The following is a 25,863-nucleotide window of genomic DNA, read 5'->3' on the forward strand; positions in this document are numbered from 1 at the left end:
TCGTTCGCCATTCATCCCCGCCACTTTGAATGATGTAAGTCGCTATGGGGAAATGTTGCGATTAGGTGTTGTTTTTGTTTTGAACGCGCATAGTGACAGAGCGATGAACTGGAGTTCAAGATGAAAAACACAATTGATACAAAGTGTTGCAGCTAGTTGCTGATACGGGATTTGTTGTTTGTGCGGGGGATTCAACCGATGCGATGCTTCTGGAAATACTGCTCCAAGATAAGACGCTGTTTTACTTGCGCCATTTAAGCGCGTTGCACCTTTTTTAATCACTCCCTGCTTCAAACTAGTGCGTTTACGAGATGGCCCTGTGGGCTAAGGCTTGGGCGATAAAGACACGCATTTTATTCAAGATGCTGATTTATAAGTTGTCTTTGTTGTCATTTGGCTGACATAAATCTGTCTTCATGCTGTTATTTTGCGCTGGCATGGTTACTGCCTATCTAAGGCTATGGATGAGCAGTCGCGGGGGCGACAAATATGGGGCTGGAGAAGTTGCTGTATTTGCGGGGCGTAGGAGCAGACTTTACCGACTGCTTCGGCCAGTACATCCGCATTCCCGAGGCTGACAGGCAAGGGATTTTGACCTGTATGTTGCAGGAGAAAAATACTCAGGCCTGCGAGGCAAAGGATGAACCATTAACGAGTTTACCCAGTGGCGACGAGCTTGACGCTCAGGTGTATCAACTCGATGCACATCATTGGACACAAGTGTTGCCGGCGTTTCATTGGTGCTATGTCGACGAACCTTGGGTCTGTCTGTATTTACCTCAATCTTACCGTGGCGATCTGCTGCTCACCTTTACCTGTGAGCAAGGGGAGAGGGTTATCCTCGAAGTGCCGTTTTCGGCGCTAAAACCGATTGGGGATTATCGGATTCAGGCGCAGGAGTTGGCACAGTTTGGCAATAGTCTCTTTGCCAATGAGTGTCAGTTCCTGCAATACCGCCTCGACCTCTTAGGTCATGAGTTTCATTGCCGTGATGCGGGCGATGCCGCTGAGCAAGATAGCAAGGCTGAGCCGCGCCGTTCATGGGAAAATGTCAGCGCCGCGCCAAACACATCTAGCAATAAAGACAACTTAAGTGATTTATCTTGCTTGGGGCTGGGGTACCACACTCTGAGCGTCAGTTTGCTTGGGCTGGCAGATGATCATCAAGCTGTAGCATCGGCAAGCACCTCAGCAGCAAGCAACTCATAAGTAAGCATTTCTGCAGCAAGTAAGGCGACTGAGTTCCATGGCACTTTTATGGTGGCACCGAGAACCGCCTATCAAGGGGTGATGAGCGCTGTAGCTCAAGGAAAGCGCCATAAACCTTGGGGCGTGAGTCTTCAGCTATACAGTCTGCGCAGCGAAAGCCAATGGGGCATGGGCGACTTTGGCGATTTAGAGCAACTTATCGGGTTAGTGGCCGAATATGGCGCCGATTTCATTCAACTCAATCCATTACATGCCTTAGATATTGCCGCGCCGGAACATCCGAGTCCCTATAGTCCCTGCGATCGTAGAAGGCTGAATCCGCTGTATATTCATTTACCTAGCGTGCCTGAATTTGAGCCTTTAAAGATGGAGTTTGCGGCGAAGGAGTGGCAAGAAATCATTGCCCTACTCAACGCGGAGAACTGGCTCGATTACCCCAAAGTCAGCGAGCTTAAGTACCGCGCCTTTGCACGTTTATACACTGTCTTTTGCGAACACCATTTACAGCCAAAAACACCCAGGGCGCAGCGATTTGAGGATTTTGTGGCAGAGCAGGGCGCGCCGCTCAGGGAATTTGCCCAAGCCGAATCGCTCCGCAGTCCACGGGCCATAGCGCAGGATGAAGGCTTTTATTTGTACCTGCAGTTTGTGGCCGAAGATCAACTGCAATTGTGCCAGCTCAAAGCTAAAGAAGCGGGAATGGGCATTGGGCTTATTCGTGATTTGGCCGTAGGCGCTGCGTTGCAAGGCGTTGAGGTTCAAGCCAATTCGCAGCAGTTCTGCTTAAACGCCAGCATAGGCGCACCGCCGGATCCCTTCGCGCCGCAGGGACAAAACTGGGGACTTACGCCCCTCGATCCAGTCAAGCTAAAACAGCATCAATATCGCCATTTTATTGAACTGACTCGCGCCAATATGACCCACTGCGGTGCGCTGCGAATCGACCATGTGATGGGGCTGTTGCGACTCTGGTGGTGGCCTCTGGATAAGCGCCACGGCCATGGCGCCTATGTGTATTACCCGGTCGAAACCCTGTTGGCGATTCTCTGCCTTGAGAGTCAACGTGCCCGCTGTGTGGTGATTGGTGAAGATTTAGGCCTAGTGCCGCCCGAGATTATTCATCGCCTGTATCAGGCGGGGGTTTATTCCAACGAGTTGTTCTACTTCTGCAAAGACCATCAAGGCTTTAAGCCGCCGAGCCACTATAAGTTCCAGAGTTTGATGATGCTGGCAAACCACGATGTGCCGACCTTAGTCGCTTGGTGGACGGGCAGCGATTTGCACCTGAGGCGACAACTCGAACTGTTCAATACCGACGAGCAATTAGGTGAGGCCTTAGCCGGACGTGAGCAGGAAAAACACCAGCTCGCGCAGCGCTTAATCTCCCAGGGCTTATTGCCGGAGACAGATATTCAACAGATTGATATTGAAGACTTATTAACGGCGTGGATGCCCTTTGGCGCCTCGGGCAACAGCGCACTTTACAGCGTGCAATGGTGCGATCTGCTAGGGGACCGCCATGCGGTGAATATCCCCGGCACTTGGCTCGAGTACCCCAATTGGCAGCGGCGATTGCCCATCAGCCTAAGCGAAGCTGCAGCTAGGCCTGCGCTGGCTGAGCGTTTGCAACGCATTGCTGCGGCAAGACATTTGCCAGAAGCGGCTGCGCATATAGATACCCTTTGACTAAAAATGGAAGCCAAATGATGACTCAAGCCCAGACTTACTTCTATGACGGTAGCGATGTTGCGCTGTTAAACGGTCAATATACGGATGTGTTTTCCCTGCTTGGTATGCACAGTATCAACGAGGGCAAGGCCTTGGTGGTGCGCTGTTTTTTACGCAATGCCCACAAGGTTGATGTGATAAGTCTTAAGGATGGCCGTAAGGTGGCGAGCCTTGAGCGCGTCAATGAGGCGGGGCTCTTTGCGCGCACGCTTGGCAGACGGGTTAAGCCTTTTTTGTATGCGCTACGGGTGACTTATCCCCTTTGTGAGCAGGATATTATCGATCCCTATCAGTTTGGTTCTCTTCTCGATAGTCAGGACTTATACCTCTTCGGTGAGGGAAGCTCTGAACAGGCCTATCGCTTTTTAGGTGCGAATTGGCGCCAAGTCGATAGCGTCGAAGGCGTGCATTTTTGCGTATGGGCGCCCAATGCTAAGCGGGTTTCTGTGGTGGGGGATTTTAATCACTGGGACGATACTCGCCATGTGATGCGTCAACATCTGGCCAACGGCTTATGGGAGATTTTTCTGCCTGATGTTGCCGAAGGCGCGCACTATAAATTTGATTTGGTTTATCAAAATGGCGAGCGCCACGCCAAATCCGACCCCATGGCGACCCAAATGGAATGTGCACCGCACAATGCCTCCATAGTGCCGAAAAAACACCAACACCCGTGGGCGGATACACAATGGATGCACAAACGGGCGACCACGGCTTGGCATCGCGCCGCTATGTCTATCTACGAAGTGCAGCTAGGCTCTTGGCGCCGAAAAGGTGAGTTCGGTGAGCAATATTTTGATTATCAAGACTTAATCGAGCAATTGATCCCCTATGTGAAGGAGCAAGGTTTTACCCATATAGAGTTGATGCCAGTCAGCGAGTATCCCTTCGACGGCTCTTGGGGGTATCAACCCGTTGGCCTGTATGCGCCGACCCATCGTTTTGGCGATGCCAATGGCTTAAAGGCCTTTATCGATGCCTGCCATCAGGCCGAGATTGGTGTGTTACTCGATTGGGTCGCGGCGCATTTCCCTAAGGATCCCCATGGCCTTGTGCGTTTCGATGGCACTTGCCTCTACGAACATGAAGACCCGCGTAAAGGTACGCACCCCGATTGGGACACGCTGATCTATAACTACGACCGTGGTGAGGTACGCAGCTTTCTGCTCAGCAATGCCTGCTATTGGCTGCGGGAATTTCACCTCGATGGGCTCAGGCTTGATGCGGTGTCATCCATGTTGTACCTCGACTACAGCCGTGAACCCGGGCAATGGCTGCCCAATGCCTATGGCGGACGGGAGAATTTAGAGGCGATTCATTTTCTGCAAATGTTGAATCAACGTTTGTATCAAGCCTTCCCTGGCATTTGCATGATAGCCGAAGAGTCGACCGCCTTTGCGGGGGTGACTAAGCCGACGGATTGCGGCGGGCTGGGGTTTGGTTTTAAGTGGAATATGGGCTGGATGAACGACAGCCTAAGCTACTTGGGCCGCGATCCCATCTATCGCCAGTATCACCATAACCAGCTGACCTTTAGTTTGATGTATGCCTATTCGGAGCAATTTATGCTGTCGATAAGCCACGATGAAGTGGTGCACGGCAAGGGCTCTTTGCTGCATAAAATCCCTGGCGATGACTGGCAAAAATTCGCCACCCTCAGGGCCTATTACGGCTTTATGTGGGGGCATCCGGGCAAAAAATTACTGTTTATGGGCGGCGAGTTCGCCCAGCGCGACGAATGGAACCATAACCATAGCCTCGATTGGCATTTGCTCGCTTTTGAACCCCACCAAGGCGTACAGCGCTGGCTTCGGGATCTGAATTGGCTTTATCGACAATTCCCCGCCTTATCCGTGCTCGACTATGAGTCACAGGGGTTTCGCTGGCTTGATTGTGACAATGGTCGCGACAGTATTTTTAGCTTTGTTCGCTATGGCGAGGGTAGTGATGTGCCCTTGGTGTTTGTGGTGAACATGACGCCAACCCTGCACCAAGGATTTCGTATCGGCTTGCCCCAAGGCGGGGATTTTTGTGAGTACCTCAATAGCGACAGCCATCTCTATGGCGGTAGCAATCAGGGGAATGCGGGCAAGGTGATTGCCGAAGATTTACCTTGGCAGGGCATGGCATCGAGCGCGTTGATCACTGTGCCGCCCCTGGGTTGCTTAATCCTCGGGCCTGCGACGGATGCGCCAAGAGATACCAGCCTATGACGAATCCTGTGCCTGTAAATGCTGATGGCTCAACCGCGTATAACCTAAGTGCGGGGCAGCCCTTTCCCTTGGGGGCGACGGTCGATGATGGCGGGGTGAATTTCGCCCTGTTTTCGGCCCATGCCACTGGGGTGGAGTTATGTCTGTTTAATGCCCGAGGCGAGGTGGAAATTCAGCGCATCGCCTTGACGGAGCAGACCCAGCAGATCTGGCATTTGTATGTGCATGGACTGAGTGCCGGCCAGCTTTATGGCTACCGTGTTTATGGTCCCTACGAGCCGCAATTAGGCCACAGATTTAATCCGCATAAGTTGCTATTAGACCCTTACGCTCGCCAGCTCGTGGGACGCTATCACCACCATATCGCCAACTTTGGTTATGAGATTGATAACCCCAACGAGGACTTATCTTTCAGTACCTTAGATAACGCGGACTTTGTCCCAAAATGCAAAGTGGTCGATACTCGACCCCTTTTGGATGCCGCTAAGGCCCATACTATTCGGCCGCTTGCAAGCAAGCGTGAGCCATTGCCACTTGAGCAGTGCATTATCTATGAGATGCACTTAAAGGGATTTACCGCGCTGCACCCTGAGATAGATGCGCCGCTGCGTGGTACCTTTGCTGGGCTGGCATCGAATGCCGCGATAGATTACTTAGTCAATCTCGGCGTGAATTGCGTCGAGTTACTGCCGGTTCAGGCATTTTTCTCCGAGCCCTTTCTGCTTGAAAAACAGCTATCTAACTATTGGGGCTATAACAGCATTGGCTTTTTTGCGCCTGAGCCGAGTTATCTCTCGGGTGAGGATATCGGCGAGTTTCGCAACATGGTGGATGCGCTGCACGGTGCGGGCATCGAAGTCATTCTCGATGTGGTCTATAACCACAGCGCCGAGGGCAGTCGTCTCGGACCGACTTTTAGCTTTCGCGGCATCGACAATCTGAGTTATTACCGACTGCATCCAAACGATAAACGCTTTTATATCAACGATACCGGCTGCGGCAATACCTTAAACCTCAATCACCCACGCATGTTGCAGTTGGTGTTAGATTCGCTGCGTTACTGGGTCGAAGTGATGGGGGTCGATGGCTTTCGTTTCGATTTAGCCGCCTGCCTTGGCCGTGAAGCCTATGGATTCGACCCAGGTAGTGGTTTTTTCGATGCGTTGCTGCAAGACCCAGTACTTTGCCGGGTGAAGCTGATTGCCGAGCCTTGGGATATTGGTCCGGGTGGGTATCAGCTGGGTAATTTCCCGGTGGCCTTTAGCGAGTGGAATGACAGATACCGCGACACTATGCGGCGTTTTTGGCGGGGCGATCACGCCATGTTGCCCGAGTTTGCGAGGCGATTTCATGGCTCGGGGGATTTCTTTGAGCATAGCGGTCGTCCTCCTGCCGCCAGTATCAACTTTTTAACCAGTCACGATGGTTTTACCCTTAAAGATTTAGTGAGTTATTGCGAGCGGCACAATTGGGCCAACGGTGAAGAAAACCGCGACGGCCACCATGAGAACTTCAGCCATCACTACGGAGTAGAGGGCGACACCGACGACGCCACCATTCTTGCGCTGCGCGCTCGCCAGCAACGCAATCTATTGACCACATTATTCCTTTCCCAAGGGGTGCCCATGTTACTCAGCGGCGATGAGACGGGCCGCACCCAAGGCGGGAATAATAACGCCTATTGCCAAGATAACCCATTGAATTGGTTCGATTGGTCATCGGATGGCATGGATAGCTCATTGCTGAGTTTCACCTCACAGTTGATTGCCTTGCGTAAACGCTTTCCGCTCTTGTGTGCCAAACGTTTTATCCATGAGCAGCTAGTGGCCAATGCTTTCGATTGGTCGTCTGAGTCATCTTCAACTCAAGCAGCAAGCCCTGTATCAACCCCATCGGGGGCGAGGCTGGGTTGGTTTAGTCGCCAAGGTGAACCTATGAGCAAAAGCCTGTGGAGTGAGTCCATGGGCCGCAGCCTCTGCGTGGTGCTATCGGGCAATTTAACCGCCACTCAACCACAGACTCAGGGTGACAGCCTTCAAGCACTGTTGTTAATGGTCAATGCCGATGAGCATCCCTTGGCCTTTACTCTGCCGATTTTTGACGGTTTAGGGCCGTGGCAATGTCTGCTGCATACCCAAACCGACCCACAATTTTTAACTCCCACTGAGCCGCTGGATGCTCAGTCCTCACCGACGCGGTACTTGCTACAGGATCGCAGTCTTATGCTGTTTCATGCTGATTTTATAAGGAATTAACTATGAGTCATAACAGTGAGCTGAGCCCAAATACCAGCGGCGTTCCCCCCAAAAAACGTGCCACTAAGGCCGCGCCGAGTAAGCCAAAAGCGACACTCGAACCCTGCGAGCCCTGTGATGCCCTGCCCGCGACCTTTAATCGCCATGTGCGTTATGGATTAAGCCGCGGCGAAGTGGCTCACGGTGAGTTATTTCAAGCACTGGCACTCAGCGTTAAGGAGCAAATGTTGGATGAGTGGCGTGAGACGCGCATCAAAGATAGCTGCTATGACAACAAGCAAGTGGCCTATTTATCGCTGGAGTTTCTGATGGGCAGGGCATTAGGTAATGCCTTGTTAAATCTAGATTTAGAGCAAGACAGCCGCGAGGCGCTTAGCCAATATTCCGTGTCTCTTGAGGAGCTTGAGGAGGCCGAACACGATGCGGGGTTAGGCAATGGTGGCCTTGGGCGACTCGCCGCGTGTTTTCTCGATAGCTGCGCCAGCATGGATTTATCCGTCACGGGCTATGGCATTCGTTACGAATACGGCATGTTTGCTCAGAAGATTGTCGATGGCTATCAGGTGGAGCGCCCAGATCGTTGGCTGCGTGAGGGCAACCCCTGGGAGGTGCGCGTTCCACACCATAATGTGACGGTAAAGTTTTTCGGTCACACCGAATCCTATGTGGATAAACAAGGGCGCAGGCACATGATTTGGGTCGACACTCAGGATGTGCTCGCCGTGGCCTATGACATGCCCGTGCCTGGTTATCGCAATGGTCGGGTGAATAGCCTCAGACTTTGGAAAGCCGAAGCGACGGATGACTTTGATTTAGCAGAGTTTAACCAAGGGGATTACACAGAGGCGGTGGCGTGCAAGAACCTCGCTGAACAAATCACTATGGTGTTGTACCCCAACGATGCCAGCGAAAACGGTAAAGAGCTGCGCCTGCGTCAGCAGTACTTTTTGTCTTCCGCTAGCTTACAGGCAATTTTAAAACGTTGGGTGCATCACCACGGCCATGATTTCAGCGATTTTGCCGCGAAAAATGTGATCCAACTGAATGACACTCACCCCAGTATTGCCGTCCCCGAATTAATGCGGCTGCTGGTGGATGAATATGGCCTCGAATGGGACGCCGCCTGGGCGATTACCAGCCAGACTATGGCCTATACCAATCACACATTGTTGCCCGAGGCGTTAGAGCGCTGGCCCGTGCGTATGATGGCGCTGATGTTGCCGCGAATTTTAGAAATCATCTATGAAATCAATGCCAGATACCTCGATTTAGTTGCCCACCACTGGCCGGGGGATGGCGCCAAACTGGCCAGCATGTCGATCATTCAAGATGGCCCCGATCCCCATGTGCGCATGGCGTACCTAGCCATAGTGGCGAGCTTTTCGGTAAACGGTGTGGCAGCGCTACATACCCAGTTATTAAAGTCGGGCCTGTTTAAGGATTTTTATAGCCTGTGGCCGGAGAAATTTAACAATCGCACCAATGGCGTGACCCCAAGACGTTGGTTAGCCCACTGCAATCCCGCGCTCGCCAAACTGTTAACTAGCCATTTAGGCAAGGGCTGGGTGACGGACTTAAGCCAGCTGACGGCGCTCAATGCCTTAACCCAAGACGCTAGCTTTATTCAAAAGTGGCGTGAGGTGAAACAAGCCAACAAGGTGCAACTCGCCAAGATGATCGCCAAGGAATGTGGCGTCGAGTTTGACCCTGCAATGCTGTTTGATGTGCAGGTTAAACGGATACATGAGTACAAGCGTCAGCTACTCAATATTCTGCATGTGATCCATCTCTACCATCAAATCCAGCAGGGGCATACAGAGCACTTAGTACCACGCTGCGTGCTGATCGGCGGTAAAGCGGCGCCCGGTTACTTTATGGCGAAGCTCATCATCAAACTCGCCAGTAATGTTGCCCATATGGTCAACTGCGATCCTGTGGTGGCGCCTTATCTGCGCTTTGCGTTTCTGCCCAATTACAACGTCAGTGCCATGGAAAAAATCTGTCCCGGCACCGATGTCTCCGAACAAATCTCCACCGCGGGTAAGGAGGCCTCTGGTACGGGCAATATGAAGTTCATGATGAACGGCGCACTCACCATAGGCACCTTGGATGGCGCCAATATCGAGATGCTCGAAGAGGTGGGCGAGGATAACTTTTTCCTCTTTGGCCTCAACGCCGAGCAAGTGACCCAAATGCGCTGCGATTACCAACCGCAGCGGATTATCGCCGAGTCTCACGCCTTATCCGAAGTCATGGCCTTACTCAAGAGCGGCCATTTTAACCTGCTGGAGCCGGGGATTTTCGACCCCATTATCGCCTCGATTGAAAGCGCTGACGATCAGTGGATGACGGCGGCGGATTTCGACAGTTATCGCCTCGCCCAAGAGGCTGTGGCTAAGGCCTATAAAGATCCAAAAAAGTGGACACAAATGAGTATTCGCAACACGGCGGCCAGTGGTCGCTTCTCCAGTGATGTGACGATTGCTGGCTATAGAGATGATATTTGGAAACTGTAACGGAGAGGTTGATGAGCAAAGGAATGCGCAGTTGTATGCAATCCTGCGGCCTAAGGGCGGCAGGGAAGAGTCGTTGTGAAGCAATCGGCACTGATGTGCTATTTGGGGAGTAGAGCCTATGTCTAATGTACGTTATATCAGTAATTTAACTCGTGAAACCTATGCATTGATTCTGGCTGGTGGCCGAGGCTCGCGTTTACATGAACTCACCGACTGGCGCGCCAAACCCGCGCTGTATTTCGGGGGGAAGTTTAGGATCATCGATTTTCCGCTGTCGAATTGCATCAACTCGGGGATCCGCCGCGTTGGGGTGGTGACCCAATATAAGTCGCACTCGTTAATTCGCCACGTGATGCGCGGTTGGGGCCACTTTAAAAAGGAATTAGGTGAGTCGGTGGAGATTCTGCCTGCCTCACAACGTTACTCTGAGAATTGGTATCAGGGCACGGCCGACGCGGTATTCCAAAATATCGACATCATCCGCCATGAGTTGCCTAAGTATGTGATGGTGCTCTCGGGTGACCATGTGTATCGCATGGATTACGCTGGCTTATTGGCGGCCCATGCCGAATCCGGCGCCGATATGACAGTCTCCTGCCTCGAGGTGCCCGTGGCCGAAGCGGCGGGCGCCTTTGGGGTGATGGAAGTCGATGACGAGATGCGCATTCTAGGATTTGAAGAAAAACCCAAGCATCCTAAACACTCCCCTGGCAATCCAGAGAAGTGCCTCGCCTCGATGGGCAACTATGTGTTTAACACTGAGTTTTTGTTCGAACAGTTAAAGAAAGACGCGCAAAACGCCAATTCCGATCGCGATTTTGGTAAAGACATTATTCCCTCGATCATCGAAAAACATAAAGTGTTTGCCTACCCCTTTAAGAGTGCTTTCCCCAACGAGCAAGCCTACTGGCGCGATGTGGGCACCTTAGATTCTTTCTGGCAGGCCAATATGGAATTGTTATCGCCCACGCCCGCCTTAAACCTCTACGATGCCAAATGGCCGATTTGGACCTATCAGGAGCAATTGCCTCCCGCCAAGTTTGTGTTCGACGATGACGATAGACGCGGCATGGCGGTGGATTCGATTATATCCGGCGGCTGTATTATCTCGGGGGCGACCGTGCGCCGCAGTGTATTGTTTAACGAGGTGCGGGTTTGTTCCTACTCTGTGGTTGAGGATTCAGTCGTGCTGCCCGATGTGGTGGTGCTGCGCCACTGTAAGATTAAAAACGCCATCATCGACAGGGGCTGCATCATCCCCGAAGGCACAGTGATTGGTTATAACCACGACCATGACAGGGCAAAAGGCTTTAGGGTGTCCGAGAAAGGCATCACCTTAGTCACCCGCGATATGTTAGGGCTGCCCGTGGGCTATGAGTAAGGCCAAGCCGGTAATTTGCTTGAATATTAACCCTGTTGGAGTATGAAGTTAGGTGAAACGCATATTAATGGTCGCGGCAGAAAATGGGGCGCTGAAAGGGGCGAAAGTGGGCGGGATGGCGGATGTGATCCGTGACTTGCCCCAAGCCCTCGCGGGTGTTGAAATCCAAGCCGATGTAATTATGCCAAGCTACGGATTTTTAACCGGCCTTGGGGCTAAACTTATCCATGAGTTTGAGGTGAGTTTTGCCGGGCGACAGGAGCCGATTAAGTTGTATTGGCTGGCGCACCCCAAGGTGCAGGGCGCCAATATTTATTTGCTCGAGCATGGGCTGTGGCAATCCAGTCCCGGGCAGATTTATAGCCAAGGCACGAGTGACCGCCCCTTTGCCGATGATGCGACTAAGTTTGCGCTGTTGTGTGCAAGCGTAGCCAAAGCCTTAGTTGAAGGGCTTGTGCCTATGCCTCAGCTTTTACATTTGCACGACTGGCACACGGGATGTTTAGCCATGCTGCGGGCGCTGGCGCCTGAGTATCAAGCATTGCAAAGCATAGAATGTGTGTTTTCGATTCATAATCTTGCGCTGCAGGGGATAAGGCCGCTGAGCCATGATACCTCAAGCTTTGCGGCTTGGTTTCCTCACTTATTCGCCCAGTTGGATGAGGGCCAACGCGCCCAGATTATCGACCCCCGTTATCCCCATTGCATCAATCCGATGCGGATGGGCATTACGCTGGCGGGTAAGGTGCATCTCGTCTCACCCACCTACGCCAAGGAGGTGTTGCTTCCCTCTCGCCCCGAGTTGGGGTTCTTCGGTGGTGAAGGTTTAGAGGCGGATTTACAACGCAAAGCCGAGCAGGGGCGAGTGCTTGGCATTTTAAACGGTTGCGAATACCCAGAGGCTTTAGCGCAAACCTCCCTCGAACGTATGGGATTAACCGAGTTTAGGGCGTTACTGAGTTGCATCGAGTCGGCCCTAGTACAGTGGCAGGGCGGGCGAAGTCAGGTCAGTGGCGTCGATATGATTGCCTTTACGCGGCTGCAAGCCTTGTGGCGGCAAGCCTCTGCGGGGGCGTTTCCGGACTTTCTGTTGACCTCGGTTGGTCGACTTACCGATCAAAAGGTGCTGATCCTGCGCCATATTTTACCTTCTGGCTTATCGGTATTAGAGACGTTACTGCAACAGCTGCAGCAAACGCAGCCTAAGGCACTGTTTGTACTACTTGGCAGTGGCGCCCCTGAAATAGGGCAATTTTTTCAAACCCTTGCGGCCAAGTATGCCCATTTTGTATTTCTGCAGGGATACCATGAGGAGCTCTCCCAGTGTCTTTACCAAGTGGGTGATTTGTTCTTGATGCCAAGCTCCTTCGAACCCTGTGGTATTAGCCAAATGCTTGCTATGCGTAGCGGTCAGCCTTGCCTTGTGCATGGGGTTGGCGGATTGCGGGATACGGTCGAGGATAATGTCGATGGCTTTGTGTTTTATGGCGACGATATCAAGGCGCAGGGTGAGGCTATGCTAGCAAAGCTTAGCGACGCGCTGGAGATATTTGGCGGTAATGATTGGATGCAACTCAAACGTCAGGCGAAAGCACGACGCTTCGACTGGCACGGCATTGCCCTCGAATACCAGACTCGGCTCTACGCTTAAGCTTGCCTGCACGGGATTTTGGCCGCGTGCCAAGGCAAGATTTTGTCGGCAAGCTACTGTAATTAGATCATGATTTGTAAGCAATTCTGCTACACTTGTGAGGGAGAGTTTTCGTAAGATAATCCGTTCCCTCATTTTGGAGTTGCTTCCACATCCATGGATAAAAGCATTTTCTTACCCTTAGTACAAAATGCGGCGTTACTGCTCGCCTTGGTATTTTTGTACGATGCGATTCCTAAAAAGCATCAGCGGCAGTATTTTCTTCTGTGGCGGCTGGGGATCGGATTACTCATAGGTGGCATAGGCGTCACGATTATGAGTACCCCATGGATGTACGAGCCCGGCATTATCTTCGATACTCGCTCAGTACTTTTATGTGTTACCGGCCTCTTTTTTGGTGGTTTGCCTACTGCGGTGGCGGTGATTATCACCGGAATTTATCGTTACAGTATTGGCGGCGCCGCCATGTGGGTGGGGTTAGGCGTGATTATGTCCTCTGGCTTGATTGGCGTACTCTGGCGTCAACAGCGTAAATCTTACCTTGCCAATATCTCGGGCAGAGAAATCTTCAGTTTTGCCTTTGTTGTCCACATCGTTATGTTGTTGTGGTTCTTTTTGCTGCCGGACAAGATTGCCATTCCCGTGTTGCAAAAAATCATGCTGCCCGTGCTAACCATTTATCCCCTCGCGACTTGGCTACTGAGCCGTTTGCTGTCCCGCCGTTTTGAGCTGGAACGTGACGAGCAGATCCGTTTGCAGGATGATTTTTTATTCCGCAGCCAATTTAACGTCGGCAATATAGGGATTGCTATTACTGGCGTTGACCAAAAGTGGATGAAGGTGAATCCAAGGCTTTGCCAGATGCTGAAATACTCAGAGGATGAGTTGCTGCATATGACCTGGAAACAGCTCACCCATCCCGATGATGTCGAGGCTGATATCGTCAAGTTTGAACTCATGCTCGCGGGCAAGATTGATAACTATGAGATGGATAAGCGTTTTATCGCTAAAGATAATTCGATTGTGTATACCCATATGACGGTCGCCTGTAAGCGCGCGAACCATCAGGTGTTATTGGTGATTGCGGGCTACTTAGATGTCACTGCACAGACCCTAGCCGATAGGGAAGTGCTCGCCAGTCGTGAACAACTGGAGTTGGTGTTAAGCAGTAGCGACTTGGGTGTTTGGGACTGGGATATCCGTAATGACCATATCGAGCGTAACGCCCGCAGCGCCGATATCCTAGGTTGCGATATCGACATGCTCAACGCCAATAGCCGTCAATGGATGGACTCGATTGTCGCCGAAGATAGGCCCAAGGTGCTGCACTCCATCGAGGCCCATATTCGCGGAGAAACGCCGCAGCATAAGATGGAATATCGCTTGAAAACCCTCAACCGCGATATTCGCTGGATTTTGGATACGGGCAAAGTGGTGAGCCGTGATGCCAATAACAATGCCTTAAGGATGTGTGGTACCTACACGGACATCACCGAGGCCAAGCTTATTGAAGAATCCTTAAAGCTGTCGGCACTGGTGTATGACAACAGCTCCGAGGCCATGAGCGTGCTCGATGAAACCGGCATTATCATCACAGTCAACGCCGCCTTTACCGCGATTACGGGTTACAGCGAGTCAGAAATTCGCGGCCAGCATATTCGCATGCTTTATTGCGATCTCAACGGCCATGGTTTTTATACCGAGATGAATAATGAAATCCGCGAAAAAGGCGAGTGGCAGGGGGAAATGCGCCAACGACGTAAGAACAATGAAGAGTACGTTATTTGGCTGACCATCAACACCATTAACGATAAAGATGGTCAACCCTATCGCCGTGTGGCGCTGTTTTCCGATATCACAGATAAAAAGCAGAGCGAGCATTTGATCTGGAAACAGGCCAACTACGACACGCTCACGGGCCTACCGAATCGGCGCATGTTGCTCGAATATTTGGGCGCCGAAATAAAGAGTGCGGATCGCAATCGCAATCACTTTGCCTTGATGTTCCTCGATCTGGATTACTTTAAAGAAGTGAACGACACCCTTGGCCATGCCATGGGGGATCTATTGCTGATTGAAACCGCCAGTCGCTTAAAATCCTGCGTGCGGGATACCGATGTGGTGGCTCGCCTCGGAGGGGATGAGTTTACTGTGGTGCTCAGCGGCATGGAGGATCACAAGGGCATTGAGCGGGTCGCCGAACACATTTTACGCCGCATTGCCGATCCCTATGTGCTGGGTGAGGAAACCGCCTATATCAGCGCCAGTATTGGGATCACCCTTTATCCCGATGATGCGACCAGCATAGAAGGTTTGCTCAAACATGCGGATCAGGCCATGTATGCGGCGAAAGATCAGGGCCGCAATCGTTTTAATTATTTCACCCCTTCGATGCAGGAATACGCCAAATATCGGATGCGCTTAATCCAAGATTTGCGCCAAGCCGTGTTGAATAAAGAATTTGAGCTGCACTACCAGCCGATAGTGACCATGACCACGGGCGAGGTGCTTAAGGCCGAAGCGCTATTGCGTTGGTTTCACCCTGAGCGGGGTTATGTATCCCCTGCGGAATTTATTCCCGTCGCTGAAGATACCGGGCTGATTGTCGAGATTGGCAACTGGGTCTTTGAGCAGGCGGCGCGTCAAAGCGCTCAGTGGCGTAAAAACCTTGGGGTTGAAATTCAAATCAGTGTTAACAAATCCCCGATCCAGTTTCGCGATGAAGGCACGCTGCTGCACAATTGGCTCGAGTTACTGCAGGAATTGGATGTGACAGGTACAGGGGTGTGCGTCGAGATCACCGAAGGGTTACTCCTCGATGCCAGTATGGGCGTGACCGAAAAACTCTTGGCCTATCGGGACGCGGGTGTACAAGTCTCCTTGGACGACTTTGGTACGGGCTATTCCTCCTTGGCGTATTTGAAGAAGTTCGATATCGATTATTTAAAAATCGATCAATCTTTTACCCGTAATATCGACACGGATGAAAGCGACCAAACCCTGTGCGAGGCGATTATCGTTATGGCCCATAAACTCGGGATGAAAGTGATCGCCGAAGGGGTCGAAACCGAGGCGCAGCGCCAAGTGCTGCTCAATGCGGGCTGTGACTATGGCCAAGGCTATTTATTCTCTAAGCCTGTGAGTGCTACCGAATTTGCGCGTCAGCATTTGGTGAAAGAGGCATAGGCGAGCATAGCGTGAACGCAGCCTTGAGTTTATGCCCATTTTTTGCCTATAAATGCGTCGCAAATTTTGCTAGACTCCGCGGCCCCGTAAAGGGCATATTGCGGCTGATTCGAATAGCAGTTGATAAAGCCTGCTAACGACGTCGCACTTTATGGAACCAAGCTGCATTTATCGGTTTTGCATTAACACTTCGCACTCACAAAAAGAGCTTTTATGAAATTTGACACACTCGGCTTATCTTCCCCTATTTTGAATGCGATAGCTGAGTGTGGCTATCAGCAGCTCACGCAAGTGCAGCAGCAGGTGATCCCCCTCGCGCTCGAAGGAAAAGACATTATGGCCTGCGCCCAAACGGGCACGGGCAAAACCGCATCCTTTGCCTTACCCGTGCTTGAGCAACTGTCAAAGCAGCCAAATGATAAGCCTTTACTTAGGGCGTTGGTGATGACGCCGACCCGGGAATTGGCGATTCAAGTTTGCACTAACATTCAGAAATACAGTCAGTTTTTACCCCTGAAAACCCTAGCCGTTTATGGCGGCGCGAACATGAATCCGCAGCGTAAAGGGGTGGAGCAGGGCGTGGATATTCTGGTTGCGACGCCGGGGCGACTCTTCGACATTATTGGCCAATTCCATTTAGATCTCTCGAGTGTGACCACCTTAGTGATCGACGAAGCGGATCGCATGCTCGACTTAGGCTTTGTGCGCGACATTGAAAAGGTAAAACGCCTTATCGCCACAGAGCATCAAACCATGTTGTTTTCAGCCACCTACAGCGATGCGGTCAAGCAGCTTTCCCATAAGATGCTCAATCAACCCGAGTGGGTCAATGTGGCCGAAAATACCACGGCATCTACGGTTGAGCAGCTGGTCTATCGAGTCGATAAACGCCGCAAGGCCGAATTATTGTCTGAGCTTGTCGGGCGCAACAATTGGCGTCAGGTGCTGGTGTTTGCCAGCACTAAAGAATGCGCCGAACATCTATTGCAGGAACTCACCCTCGATGGGATCAGCGCGGGCGTGTTCCACGGCGATAAAACCCAAGGCGCGCGTAATCGCGTACTCGATGATTTCAAAGCGGGCAAATTGCGAGTGCTGGTGGCGACCGATGTGGCGGCGCGCGGTTTAGATATTCAGGCGCTGCCCTTAGTGATTAACCTCGAATTACCATTCCTTGCGGAAGACTATGTTCACCGTATTGGCCGCACCGGCCGTGCGGGGCTCTCGGGCCGCGCGATATCATTTGTGTCTCCTGCAGATGATGAGATGCTAGCCGAGATTGAGGCCTTGATTGGCCAAACTCTGCCAGTGACGGTACAGCTCGGTTACGAGGAAGGCACACCGTTGCCTGCGTGTTACCGTGAGGTGCCGACTGCCACCACTAAGACCGCTAAGTGGAATTACAAGAGCAGTCGCAATACGGGGGCTAAAGGCGCGGGCGGCAATGGCACTAAAGCTAATGGTGCGCGGGGCAAGGGCGGCTTTGGCGGCAACGCCGGATTTGGTCAATCGAGCGAAAGCCAAGCACGGGCGCGTAAATCGCCTGCCCGTGAAGGTAAATATGCCAAAAATAAGCCGAATACTCAAAAGGGTAAATAATCCCTCTGTATCGGTTTATCCATTTATCAGCGCGCCATTGGCGCGCTTTTTGTTGAGCTTTAAAGGGATAATCCCTACACTCGAGTGCCCTCAATTCTGTTCGTTGCCATGAGAGTGTCGTCCATGATAGTCAAAGCCATTCCCACCAATATCATCACAGGTTTTTTAGGCGTAGGTAAAACTAGCCTTATTAAACAGCTGCTTAAGACCAAACCCGAAGGCGAAACCTGGGCAGTATTAGTGAATGAGTTTGGCGAAGTCGGGATTGATGCTGGGTTGATGGATGCTAGCGACAGCGGCGTGCAAATTCGTGAGGTGGCGGGGGGCTGCATGTGCTGCGCCGCAGGTGTACCGACTCAAGTCGCCATTAATCAACTGATCGCCCGTGCTAAGCCAGACAGATTGCTGATTGAGCCGACGGGGCTTGGGCATCCCAACGAGATTATCAAAGTCCTTAGCGCGCCCCATTATCAAAATGTCATCAGTTTGCAGAGCACTTTATGCCTTATCGATGCCCGCAAATTACGGGATGAACGCTACCGTGGGCACGACAATTTTATCCAGCAGTTGCACGTCGCCGATATGATAGTTACCACGAAAACCGATTTATACCCCGAGTTTGAAGTGGCTGCGGGCGGGCACTTGGCGGACGACTTAAACCAATATTTGAATGAGTTACAGCTGAGTGATACCCGTGTGATTGAACACTGTGCGACAAAGGGATTATCCGAAGCCTTGCTCGACGGCCTTAGACAGCCACGGCGTCAAAATGCCTCGAATGGCAAATCCGCCGCTTTTCGACCCGTGACAACATCCGCAAGTCTTTTGCGAAATACTCGCGACAGTTTAGGGTTGCAGGGCGTTTTTGCCGAGGATGCGAGCGAGCAAACATTTCAATTCGATGCGCGCGGCCTAGTGCGTAAGCACAATCAGGGCGAAGGCTGCTTTAGCTGCGGCTGGGTTATTGAGCCAATGCAAGAGTTTGATTTTGATAAACTCATGCAGTTTATCTCGGCGCAGACTCAAGGTCATTCTGCACTTTTGCGGCTAAAAGCTGTGATGATCACCAGCGATGGCATTGCTGGGATCAATTGGAGTGATGGCGATATGGCGGTGACTGAGCTGGACGATAGCCTAGATTCACGCTTAGAAATGATCGCGACCCAAGCGCTCAATTGGGATGAGATTGAGCAAGGTTTGTTGGGCTGTTTAGCGCGCTAGGCTAAGTACGCCATTTCATCTGCAGTGGGGAGTCGTGCTACTCGGTCAGCATAGTATCGGGGATAGACACGCCCCTCGCCTTGGCGAGGTTTGCTAATTCACCACTTTGTACCATGTCTTGCAGAAACAGATCAAAACTCTCCAGAAGCGGTTGAAATTGAGCGTATTTTGGAAAAGCCATAAAGCCATCTTGAGTATCAATTGCGGGCGAAAGTGGCATGATGGCCTGTGGGATCTTGATTTGCGCCAGTAGCGACTGAGTATTACGGACATTGCTCGCGAGCAGATCGAGATCCCCACGGGATAAGCGTTCAATGCCACTCTTAAGATCGGTAAATTCATTGATGGTGAGCGACTTAGTGCGCTCGTTAAACAGATAGCCGTAACTCCACCCCTGCATTTTACCAATTCTTAGGCCACGGATACTGGCGTAATTGCCATCCCAAGACGTGGGATGATGGGTTCTGGCGTAAAAGACAATGTCGTCACGGTAAAAGGCGAGGGACGAAAAGGCTAAGACTTTCTGACGAGCTTCTGAAATGTAGGGGCCAATTAGGATATCCGCTTGCCCTCGTTCGACCATAGATTGGGCGCGGCGCCAGGGTGCAAGTTGATAGTGAATCGTCACTTTTTGGCGTTCGGCAAAGCGATTCAGAATATCTACAGCTAGACCGTTGTATTCGCCCTTGGCATTTTGTTCAAAAATCTGGCTAAACGAGGTACCGACGGCAAGCAGCTCCTCCGCCTGTGCGGGTGGGCACAGGCTCGAGAGGATAAAAAGGCTGCAAGCGATAAGCACTCTTTTACATGCCATTGAGGGTTCCTTTATGACGACTATAGGAATTTAGTTCAATTTCGAGGTAGTTATTAGGTAAATGTTCTTTTTCCTCAATACTGGCAAATTGTACACCGATTTTTATGCTTACTCGCAGTTTGCAAAGTGACTATACGGGATAAGAGTGTTTCTTTAAATGGACGATAAGCGGCTAAATTTATGGATGTTTTACTTATTTTGCTTATCTGGCTATACCTGTTTCAATTTGTATCTTGTTAGAGTGGCTATAGATGAAGACGCGGATATTCAGGCAGATTCAAGCAATCTGAGGTATGCTGCGCCGCCATGCGTTTTTTCGATAAGAAGTGAGCCGATGAAGTTACAGCAAATAGATAAAACGATTTACCGCAGCAATATGAACCTGTTTATGGTGGCCTTGGTATTAGGCTTGATTGTGTTATCCCTCAGTTTTGGGGCGGGATTGATTGCGCTCTTTGGCGTAGAGGCTGTGCCCGGTGAGCCGACGGGGAATTTCCATTGGAATCTACTCGGGGTGATTCTGGCGGTGTTGCTCTGTAGCGCCATAGTGTATCAGCTTAAGACTCAGCCCTTTTTTAAAGAGATTTATTACGTTTGGCAGTTAAAGCAGCTGCAAAATCGCATTTACCGTAAGCTAAATAAGATCCGAGCAGCGGCGGCGACTAATGATGTAAATGCGTTGATTACATTGCTGTTTTACTTCACCAGTTTACGCCAAGTCTATCTGCTCGATGATAATACCTTGACCTTATCCAGCGTCGATAAGGAATTCAATCAACTGCAAGAGCAGTGCAACGCCTTGGGATTAACCTTGTCGGCCGAGCAATTTGAAGTAGCGCTGTTAGCGGGCTTTTAGTGACTTTTCAGTCAAACATCCAATAAAAAAGTGAGTGCCTACACACTCACTTTGTTAGAACTTACTTTTTAGGGCTCACTTTTAATATAAGTCTATTTGGGGCAGAACGTGCCCCCCTAAAGACCTCATTTGTTAGTGCGCTGCTTGCTGCGCCCGTTGTAGCGACAGTAACCACTTACCATAGATATAAATCCCTACAGCCGAAATGGTGCCGATCGCGGCGATAATATACCAAGCCATACCGATATTGTGGCTGTGGTAGAGCAGCTGAGTCAGGTCGTGGGCGTTTTCGCCAGTAAAGCTGACTAAGGTGGTAAAGGCTTCGCCTTGCGGGATGGCATTCACATCCGTTGAACTCATGCCGCGCTCGAGTAATAACTCGCGTGAGAACAACTCTTTAGAGGCGAAAATTTCATAGAGTTTAGGGCCAAAATAACCTTCTAAGCCCCAACCAATTCCTTGCGGTAGCATCACAAAGCCAAGGTACATGGCTTTTTTACCTTCGGGAGCTATGTTACCCATAAATTCGTTCTTCTTCGGGCTTATCATCATCTCGCCGATAGAGAACATGGCAATCGCGAACACAATAAACCAAGCGGCATGGAAGGCGCCGATAAACACAAAGGCCAAGATACTGAGTAAACAGCCAATCAGCATTGCCGTGGTGATGCGGTATTTGGCGGTCAGCGCGGCAATTAAAAAGCAGCTGGTCATAATCAGGCCGGCGTTGAGGTTCAGCATGCCTTCTGGCATCACCTTAGTGCCTTCGTTATTTAACCCGAGCCAGAACTGTAAAATGCCGTTGCTGGTGCCTTCGCTGCCAAACAGACTGGTGACAATCACGCTGGTATCGACCCACTCGGAGATGTGGATCGGCAGTACGTCAAACAGGGCGTTAAAGAGGAACCAAAAGCCTGAAAACACTAGCATGTAATAAATCACGATAGGTTTTTTAAGCTCATGCCAAGCGTCGCGCCAGAGTGCTTCTTGCTTAATTTCGCCGTTTTTAATTTGCTGATTGCGCGCAACGCGCTCGGCCTTGCCCGGCTCGGTATACGTCAATAGGAACAAGAAGTTTAACGAGATAATCGCGGCGCAGGCATAAAACACATTATCCCAAGAAAGCTGGCGCATATGCACAGCAACTAATGGCCCTAAGAAGCCACCGATATTCACGACTTGATAAAATATCCCCCAGGCCATGGAGGTGTTATTGCGATTGGTGGAGAGCACTAAGGTGCCTTGTATACCGGGTTTAAATATCCCAGTGCCGATGGCGAGTAACAGTGCCCCCGATAAGAAGCCCCAAAAAGTGGGGAAAAACGCCATGGTGAGGTAGCCCATGATTTTAATCACTGTTGAGCCGAAAATCGTTTCCTTGTAGCCGACTCTATCGGAAATCCCGCCGGTAAACACGGGCACAAAGGTCTGCATAATGGCCCAGAGCGAGATAATGATGCCATAGTCGCTGAGGCTGATCCCCAGACCGCCCGCCGACTCGGGGGCTTTGGCGTATAAGCCCGCACTGGCTTTGACACCGTAATAGGCGATACGCTCGACCAGTTCCATCCCGCCCACTAACCAAAAAATATAACTTAGGCTAGTGATCGAGGCCCACATGCCTAACTGCTTGACTTCGCGCAGATCATTCTCTGCATTTGGACTGCTGTGACTCATGTCCTTCCCTTTATTATTGTTATTGAATTTAATTCCACTAATTCATTATTAATTAAATGGTTAACGCAATTGCTTGGGCAAATAACGCCGTAATAATTAACCGATTTCGGGCAATTTAAGCCTACACTTTACCTAATTAAGGGTTAAATACCAAAAAAGTAGTGAAAAATGATGACTTTCACCACATCTGTTATTAAGTGATGCTTGCTTGTTGCAATCACGGAATAAATATGTGCTATCAGTAAGGTATTGTGCTGATTAGTTTTTGTTACAAGTTTCTCCCGTTAAACGCGATTGGTATTAAGGTAAAATTTAGGTACAATCCACTGCCGCATTTTTGTTCATCCTTTATTTCTCTGTGTAATACCGCCAGAACAAGCTGAGTGCGCGCCCGCCTTTATTTTTGTGAGATTAGGTTATGACTGCTATTTCCGCTGCCGAAACGGACCAACGCCTGCTGCAAGAGCCGATTTCAAAGCTTTTTTGGCGCTACACCATTCCAACGATCGCCTCCATGCTGGTGACTGGGGTGTATGTCACCATTGATGGTATCTTCGTTGGCCATTATCTCGGTGAAACTGGATTAGCGGGCATGATGTTGGCCTATCCCGTGGGCGCGATTCTCTATGCTGTTGGCGCCATGTTAGGCATGGGTAGCGCGGCGTTAGTCTCGATTAACTTAGGGCAAGGTAATGTCGCCAAGGCGCGCAAGTTGCTCGGCAACGCCTTTAGCTTGTGTTTACTGGCGGGGGCATTTTTTGCCTTAGTGGGCGGGATCTTTTCTCGGGATATTTTAATTGCCCTCGGCGCCGAGGGGGAGATACTCGAAAACGCTAACGAATACCTGTTCTGGTATTTTGCCTTATGTCATTTCCCTATTATTTCAATGGCATTCACCACCTTGCTGCGTAACGACGGTCGTCCGTCTATGGTGACCTTTGTGCTGATTTTAGGTGGCGTGCTGAACACCTTTTTAGATTGGCTGTTTATTGTGGTGTTTCCCTTCGGTTTAGCGGGGGCGGCGATTGCCACCATGTTGTCCCAGGCCGTGACTGGTTTACTCTGCCTGCAGCATTTCTTTGGGGCGCGCACACAGCTCAAAATCAATCTTGAGCAGATGAAGCTAAAGCTCGACAACTGCCTCAATATTGCCCGTGTTGGCCTGCCAAGCTTTTTGATGAACCTGTATTTGTCGATTGTATTGACCCTGCATAACACCGCATTTTTATGGGTCGGTGGTCCTCTGCATGTGGCGGCATACGGGGTTGTAAGTTACACCGAAGCGTTTTTCTATCTGATTTTTGAAGGCATTGCCCTCGGTACTCAACCGATTTACAGCTTTAATGCGGGGGCAGGGCGCTTCGACAGGGTTAAGCAGGCACGCAATATCGCCTTTGGCATGACCCTACTCACCGCCGCACTCGGCTTAGTGTTGATTTATTCCCGCCCCGAATGGTTGGTGTACCTGTTTGCCGGTGACAACCCAAGCTTAACGCCGGTCGCGATTGAAGGAATGCGTTGGTATTTCTGGGGCTTACCTATGGAAGGCTTGATTCTTGTGGGCGCCAGTTTCTTCCAGGCGATAAATTGTTCTAAGCAGGCATCGATACTCACAGGGGCGAAACTGCTGCTTATCGCCGCCATTATCTATTGTTTTGCCTGGGCCTTTGGCGTGATTGGCGTGTGGGTGTCGCTCGCGACCTGTAGCACTATGCTGGTGATTTGGATGTTTATCGCGATGGGGCGGCTCCAAGTGAACGCTAAAGTCTGATGTTGTTTACGCATTATCTTTACCTTTGAAACCGACTTAGTACTGGCGTGTCGGCATGCGCTCTGTTACATTTCGCTGGTTTAATCCCAGCTTAAATTTAGCGCAGTTTTTAGCGTGTTTTTTATCACTAAAATACGGCTGCCGACTGACGGTAAAAGCGTGCGGATAGGATAGAATTCTGGGCCTTTTCAGGCTCGTCGTTTGTTATTTATGTTTTATGAGGCTCTTATGCGCACCGCTGCAGTCATCTCTATGCTGTTGTTTGGCGTGTTAACCAGTGTTAATGCCAGTGCCAAGGATAATGAGCTAGTGTTTGCTAGCGATTTTGAGGGTAACCGCTTATCCCAACCTTGGTCTTGGATCATGGGCTGCCAATTTGAGGGCGCTGAGCCCCACAGTGGTGAGAGCGCATTGTTATGTGCCGAAGGCAATAGCAGTATCGTCAGTAAATTCCCTGTCTCCGAAGCGGGCCTATTGGAGTTCTGGGTCAAGACCCAAAATATCCAAACCCAATATCGGATTAATGTACTCACATCACCGGTATTAAAACTGGATGCCCAGTGGCAGCATGTGGCGCTGATTGATATCACCCCAGCAACAACCGAATATTTGGCCCACAGGGTGTCGATTGACGATCCGAGCCGCCAATACATTCGCCTCGATATCGAAGCCATTAATGGCCCCATCAGTTTGGATGACTTAACCCTAGATAAAATTCGCCTCGATATTGCGCTGCAAAAGAACGAGCAAAAAATCATTGGCGGCATTTTAGATAAGCTTAAAGAAGACAAAAACTACGAGGTTCAGGCCGAATCCTTTAGAACCCTAGGTAAAAACTACGCCGCTCAGCTCGAAAGCCAAAGACAGTACCTCGAATATTCCAATGCGATTTACTCGAGCATCACCTTTGTGTTGGCGACCTCTGAGCGTAACAAAATGTCTAACCCATTGGGTTATAACACCTTTAGGTCGGTCTTAACCGATGCTAAGCGGGTGGCATCGCCGATCCAACAGGCGCGTTTAGGCTCTATGGTCAAACCCTTTGGTGACTTAGCCACCGCCACTTTAAATGTGGTGAGTGCGGGCGCTTATTCTGCATTTGCCGAACCCTTTAAATCCTTCCTCGCGGCCACCTTTGACCGCTCAAACTATGACAATAGCGACTTAAGCCGCAGTGATAAAAAGTTTGCCGAGGAAAATGGTCTTAAGATTTATCAGCAGGCCGAGCGTTTTATGGCTGAAATTGAGAAAGAGTTGCAACAGGTTACGGCGCTCGATAACGATTTAGTCAGTATGCAGAAGAACTTAGATACGTTTCGCAAGGATTTAGATAAGCATCTGCGTAGCTACCTGCAACACGCTAGCATTGCCCGCACTCCCGAAAATTACAGCAAGGTGATGAGCAAAGATGAGCAAACGCGGGCGCAGATTATGGCCGACGTGAATGCCAATATCAGCGCTAAGGCCGATGCCTTATTAGCCGCAAATAGCAATGCTGAATTAGTACAGTACATGATTAAAACCACTGAAAAGATGGATGAGTTTCAGGAGTTTAAAGACCGTTTCAATCAAATCACTTCGGCGATGTTAACCTTCTACGATCGCTTCGAGCGCTCGATTGCCGCCGAACAAAACCCCTTCACCGACCCAAGCGATAGGGCGGTATGGGAACAACATGCCCAAAGTGCACGCAACTATATTCGCCAATCGAAAGAAGCCTTTACGAAAGCCTTTATGTAGCGACTTGTTGTAGATACATAGATTGAGCTTTTTCATAAAAATGGCG

13 protein-coding genes and 1 pseudogene are annotated in these 25,863 nt (G+C 50.6%); 12 read left to right on the forward strand and 2 right to left on the reverse strand.

Annotated elements, in window-relative coordinates; genetic code table 11:
* Window positions 1-489: 489 nt before the first annotated feature.
* The 9 genes and pseudogenes from malQ (at window position 490) to B5P39_RS04215 (ending at window position 18,959) form a co-directional block, all read left to right on the forward strand.
* Window positions 490-2,895 (forward strand): annotated as a pseudogene (malQ, locus tag B5P39_RS04175) (4-alpha-glucanotransferase).
* A gap of 17 nt (window positions 2,896-2,912) precedes the next feature.
* Entirely contained in the window at window positions 2,913-5,150 is a 2,238-nt protein-coding gene (glgB, locus tag B5P39_RS04180) for a 1,4-alpha-glucan branching protein GlgB (RefSeq protein ID WP_176399859.1), read from the forward strand.
* Window positions 5,147-7,405 carry a glycogen debranching protein GlgX gene (gene glgX / locus B5P39_RS04185; RefSeq protein WP_088210575.1) on the forward strand — a complete coding sequence of 753 codons (2,259 nt, stop codon included), beginning with the start codon at window positions 5,147-5,149 and terminating at the stop codon, window positions 7,403-7,405. Before glgB ends, glgX begins: the two co-directional genes overlap by 4 nt.
* 2 nt (window positions 7,406-7,407) lie before the next feature.
* Entirely contained in the window at window positions 7,408-9,921 is a 2,514-nt protein-coding gene (locus B5P39_RS04190) for a glycogen/starch/alpha-glucan phosphorylase (protein WP_088210576.1), read from the forward strand.
* Between the two features lie 118 nt (window positions 9,922-10,039).
* Window positions 10,040-11,302: a glucose-1-phosphate adenylyltransferase gene (gene glgC, locus B5P39_RS04195; RefSeq protein ID WP_011717793.1), complete on the forward strand. Its 1,263-nt coding sequence runs from the start codon at window positions 10,040-10,042 to the stop codon at window positions 11,300-11,302.
* Window positions 11,303-11,369: 67 nt separating this feature from the next.
* The gene (locus B5P39_RS04200) at window positions 11,370-12,953 is read left to right on the forward strand and encodes a glycogen synthase (protein ID WP_176399866.1); all 1,584 of its coding nucleotides are present in this window, start codon (window positions 11,370-11,372) and stop codon (window positions 12,951-12,953) included.
* 156 nt (window positions 12,954-13,109) lie between these two features.
* Complete coding sequence (locus B5P39_RS04205; protein ID WP_088210578.1) at window positions 13,110-16,139, forward strand: EAL domain-containing protein; 3,030 nt, start codon at window positions 13,110-13,112, stop codon at window positions 16,137-16,139.
* A 213-nt stretch (window positions 16,140-16,352) separates the two neighbouring features.
* On the forward strand, window positions 16,353-17,738 hold the full coding sequence (locus B5P39_RS04210; RefSeq protein WP_088210579.1) for a DEAD/DEAH box helicase: 1,386 nt from the start codon (window positions 16,353-16,355) through the stop codon (window positions 17,736-17,738).
* Window positions 17,739-17,861: 123 nt separating this feature from the next.
* Window positions 17,862-18,959, forward strand: coding sequence for a CobW family GTP-binding protein (locus tag B5P39_RS04215; protein ID WP_088210580.1), 1,098 nt, complete (start codon window positions 17,862-17,864; stop codon window positions 18,957-18,959).
* Between the two features lie 37 nt (window positions 18,960-18,996).
* On the opposite strand, the gene B5P39_RS04220 is transcribed toward B5P39_RS04215, so the two are convergent.
* Window positions 18,997-19,773, reverse strand: a complete 777-nt coding sequence (locus B5P39_RS04220) for a substrate-binding periplasmic protein (RefSeq protein ID WP_088210581.1) — start codon at window positions 19,771-19,773, stop codon at window positions 18,997-18,999.
* A 334-nt stretch (window positions 19,774-20,107) separates the two neighbouring features.
* On the opposite strand from B5P39_RS04220, the gene B5P39_RS04225 reads away from it, so the two are divergent.
* Window positions 20,108-20,629: a DUF3087 domain-containing protein gene (locus B5P39_RS04225; RefSeq protein WP_088210582.1), complete on the forward strand. Its 522-nt coding sequence runs from the start codon at window positions 20,108-20,110 to the stop codon at window positions 20,627-20,629.
* Between the two features lie 132 nt (window positions 20,630-20,761).
* On the opposite strand, the gene B5P39_RS04230 is transcribed toward B5P39_RS04225, so the two are convergent.
* Window positions 20,762-22,306 carry an MFS transporter gene (locus B5P39_RS04230; protein ID WP_088210583.1) on the reverse strand — a complete coding sequence of 515 codons (1,545 nt, stop codon included), beginning with the start codon at window positions 22,304-22,306 and terminating at the stop codon, window positions 20,762-20,764.
* A 418-nt stretch (window positions 22,307-22,724) separates the two neighbouring features.
* Between B5P39_RS04230 and B5P39_RS04235 the strand changes: the two genes are divergently transcribed.
* A complete protein-coding gene (locus tag B5P39_RS04235; RefSeq protein ID WP_088210584.1) occupies window positions 22,725-24,077 on the forward strand; it encodes an MATE family efflux transporter in 1,353 nt (450 codons plus the stop codon).
* Between the two features lie 228 nt (window positions 24,078-24,305).
* Window positions 24,306-25,817, forward strand: a complete 1,512-nt coding sequence (gene bdpA, locus B5P39_RS04240; RefSeq protein WP_088210585.1) for a BAR domain-like protein A BdpA — start codon at window positions 24,306-24,308, stop codon at window positions 25,815-25,817.
* Window positions 25,818-25,863 lie beyond the last annotated feature (46 nt).

It is taken from the genome of Shewanella sp. Shew256, assembly GCF_002196695.1.
Taxonomy (GTDB): Bacteria; Pseudomonadota; Gammaproteobacteria; order Enterobacterales; family Shewanellaceae; genus Shewanella; species Shewanella mangrovisoli.

Excerpts from the sequence above, each read along its gene's own strand:
- glgB (WP_176399859.1), top strand. The coding sequence starts at position 2,913 with ATGATGACTCAAGCCCAGACTTACTTCTATGACGGTAGCGATGTTGCG.
- bdpA (WP_088210585.1), top strand. The coding sequence starts at position 24,306 with ATGCGCACCGCTGCAGTCATCTCTATGCTGTTGTTTGGCGTGTTAACC.
- B5P39_RS04230 (WP_088210583.1), bottom strand. The coding sequence starts at position 22,306 with ATGAGTCACAGCAGTCCAAATGCAGAGAATGATCTGCGCGAAGTCAAG.
- B5P39_RS04235 (WP_088210584.1), top strand. The coding sequence starts at position 22,725 with ATGACTGCTATTTCCGCTGCCGAAACGGACCAACGCCTGCTGCAAGAG.
- B5P39_RS04200 (WP_176399866.1), top strand. The coding sequence starts at position 11,370 with ATGGTCGCGGCAGAAAATGGGGCGCTGAAAGGGGCGAAAGTGGGCGGG.
- B5P39_RS04205 (WP_088210578.1), top strand. The coding sequence starts at position 13,110 with ATGGATAAAAGCATTTTCTTACCCTTAGTACAAAATGCGGCGTTACTG.
- glgX (WP_088210575.1), top strand. The coding sequence starts at position 5,147 with ATGACGAATCCTGTGCCTGTAAATGCTGATGGCTCAACCGCGTATAAC.
- B5P39_RS04215 (WP_088210580.1), top strand. The coding sequence starts at position 17,862 with ATGATAGTCAAAGCCATTCCCACCAATATCATCACAGGTTTTTTAGGC.
- B5P39_RS04210 (WP_088210579.1), top strand. The coding sequence starts at position 16,353 with ATGAAATTTGACACACTCGGCTTATCTTCCCCTATTTTGAATGCGATA.
- B5P39_RS04190 (WP_088210576.1), top strand. The coding sequence starts at position 7,408 with ATGAGTCATAACAGTGAGCTGAGCCCAAATACCAGCGGCGTTCCCCCC.
- glgC (WP_011717793.1), top strand. The coding sequence starts at position 10,040 with ATGTCTAATGTACGTTATATCAGTAATTTAACTCGTGAAACCTATGCA.
- B5P39_RS04220 (WP_088210581.1), bottom strand. The coding sequence starts at position 19,773 with ATGGCATGTAAAAGAGTGCTTATCGCTTGCAGCCTTTTTATCCTCTCG.
- B5P39_RS04225 (WP_088210582.1), top strand. The coding sequence starts at position 20,108 with ATGAAGTTACAGCAAATAGATAAAACGATTTACCGCAGCAATATGAAC.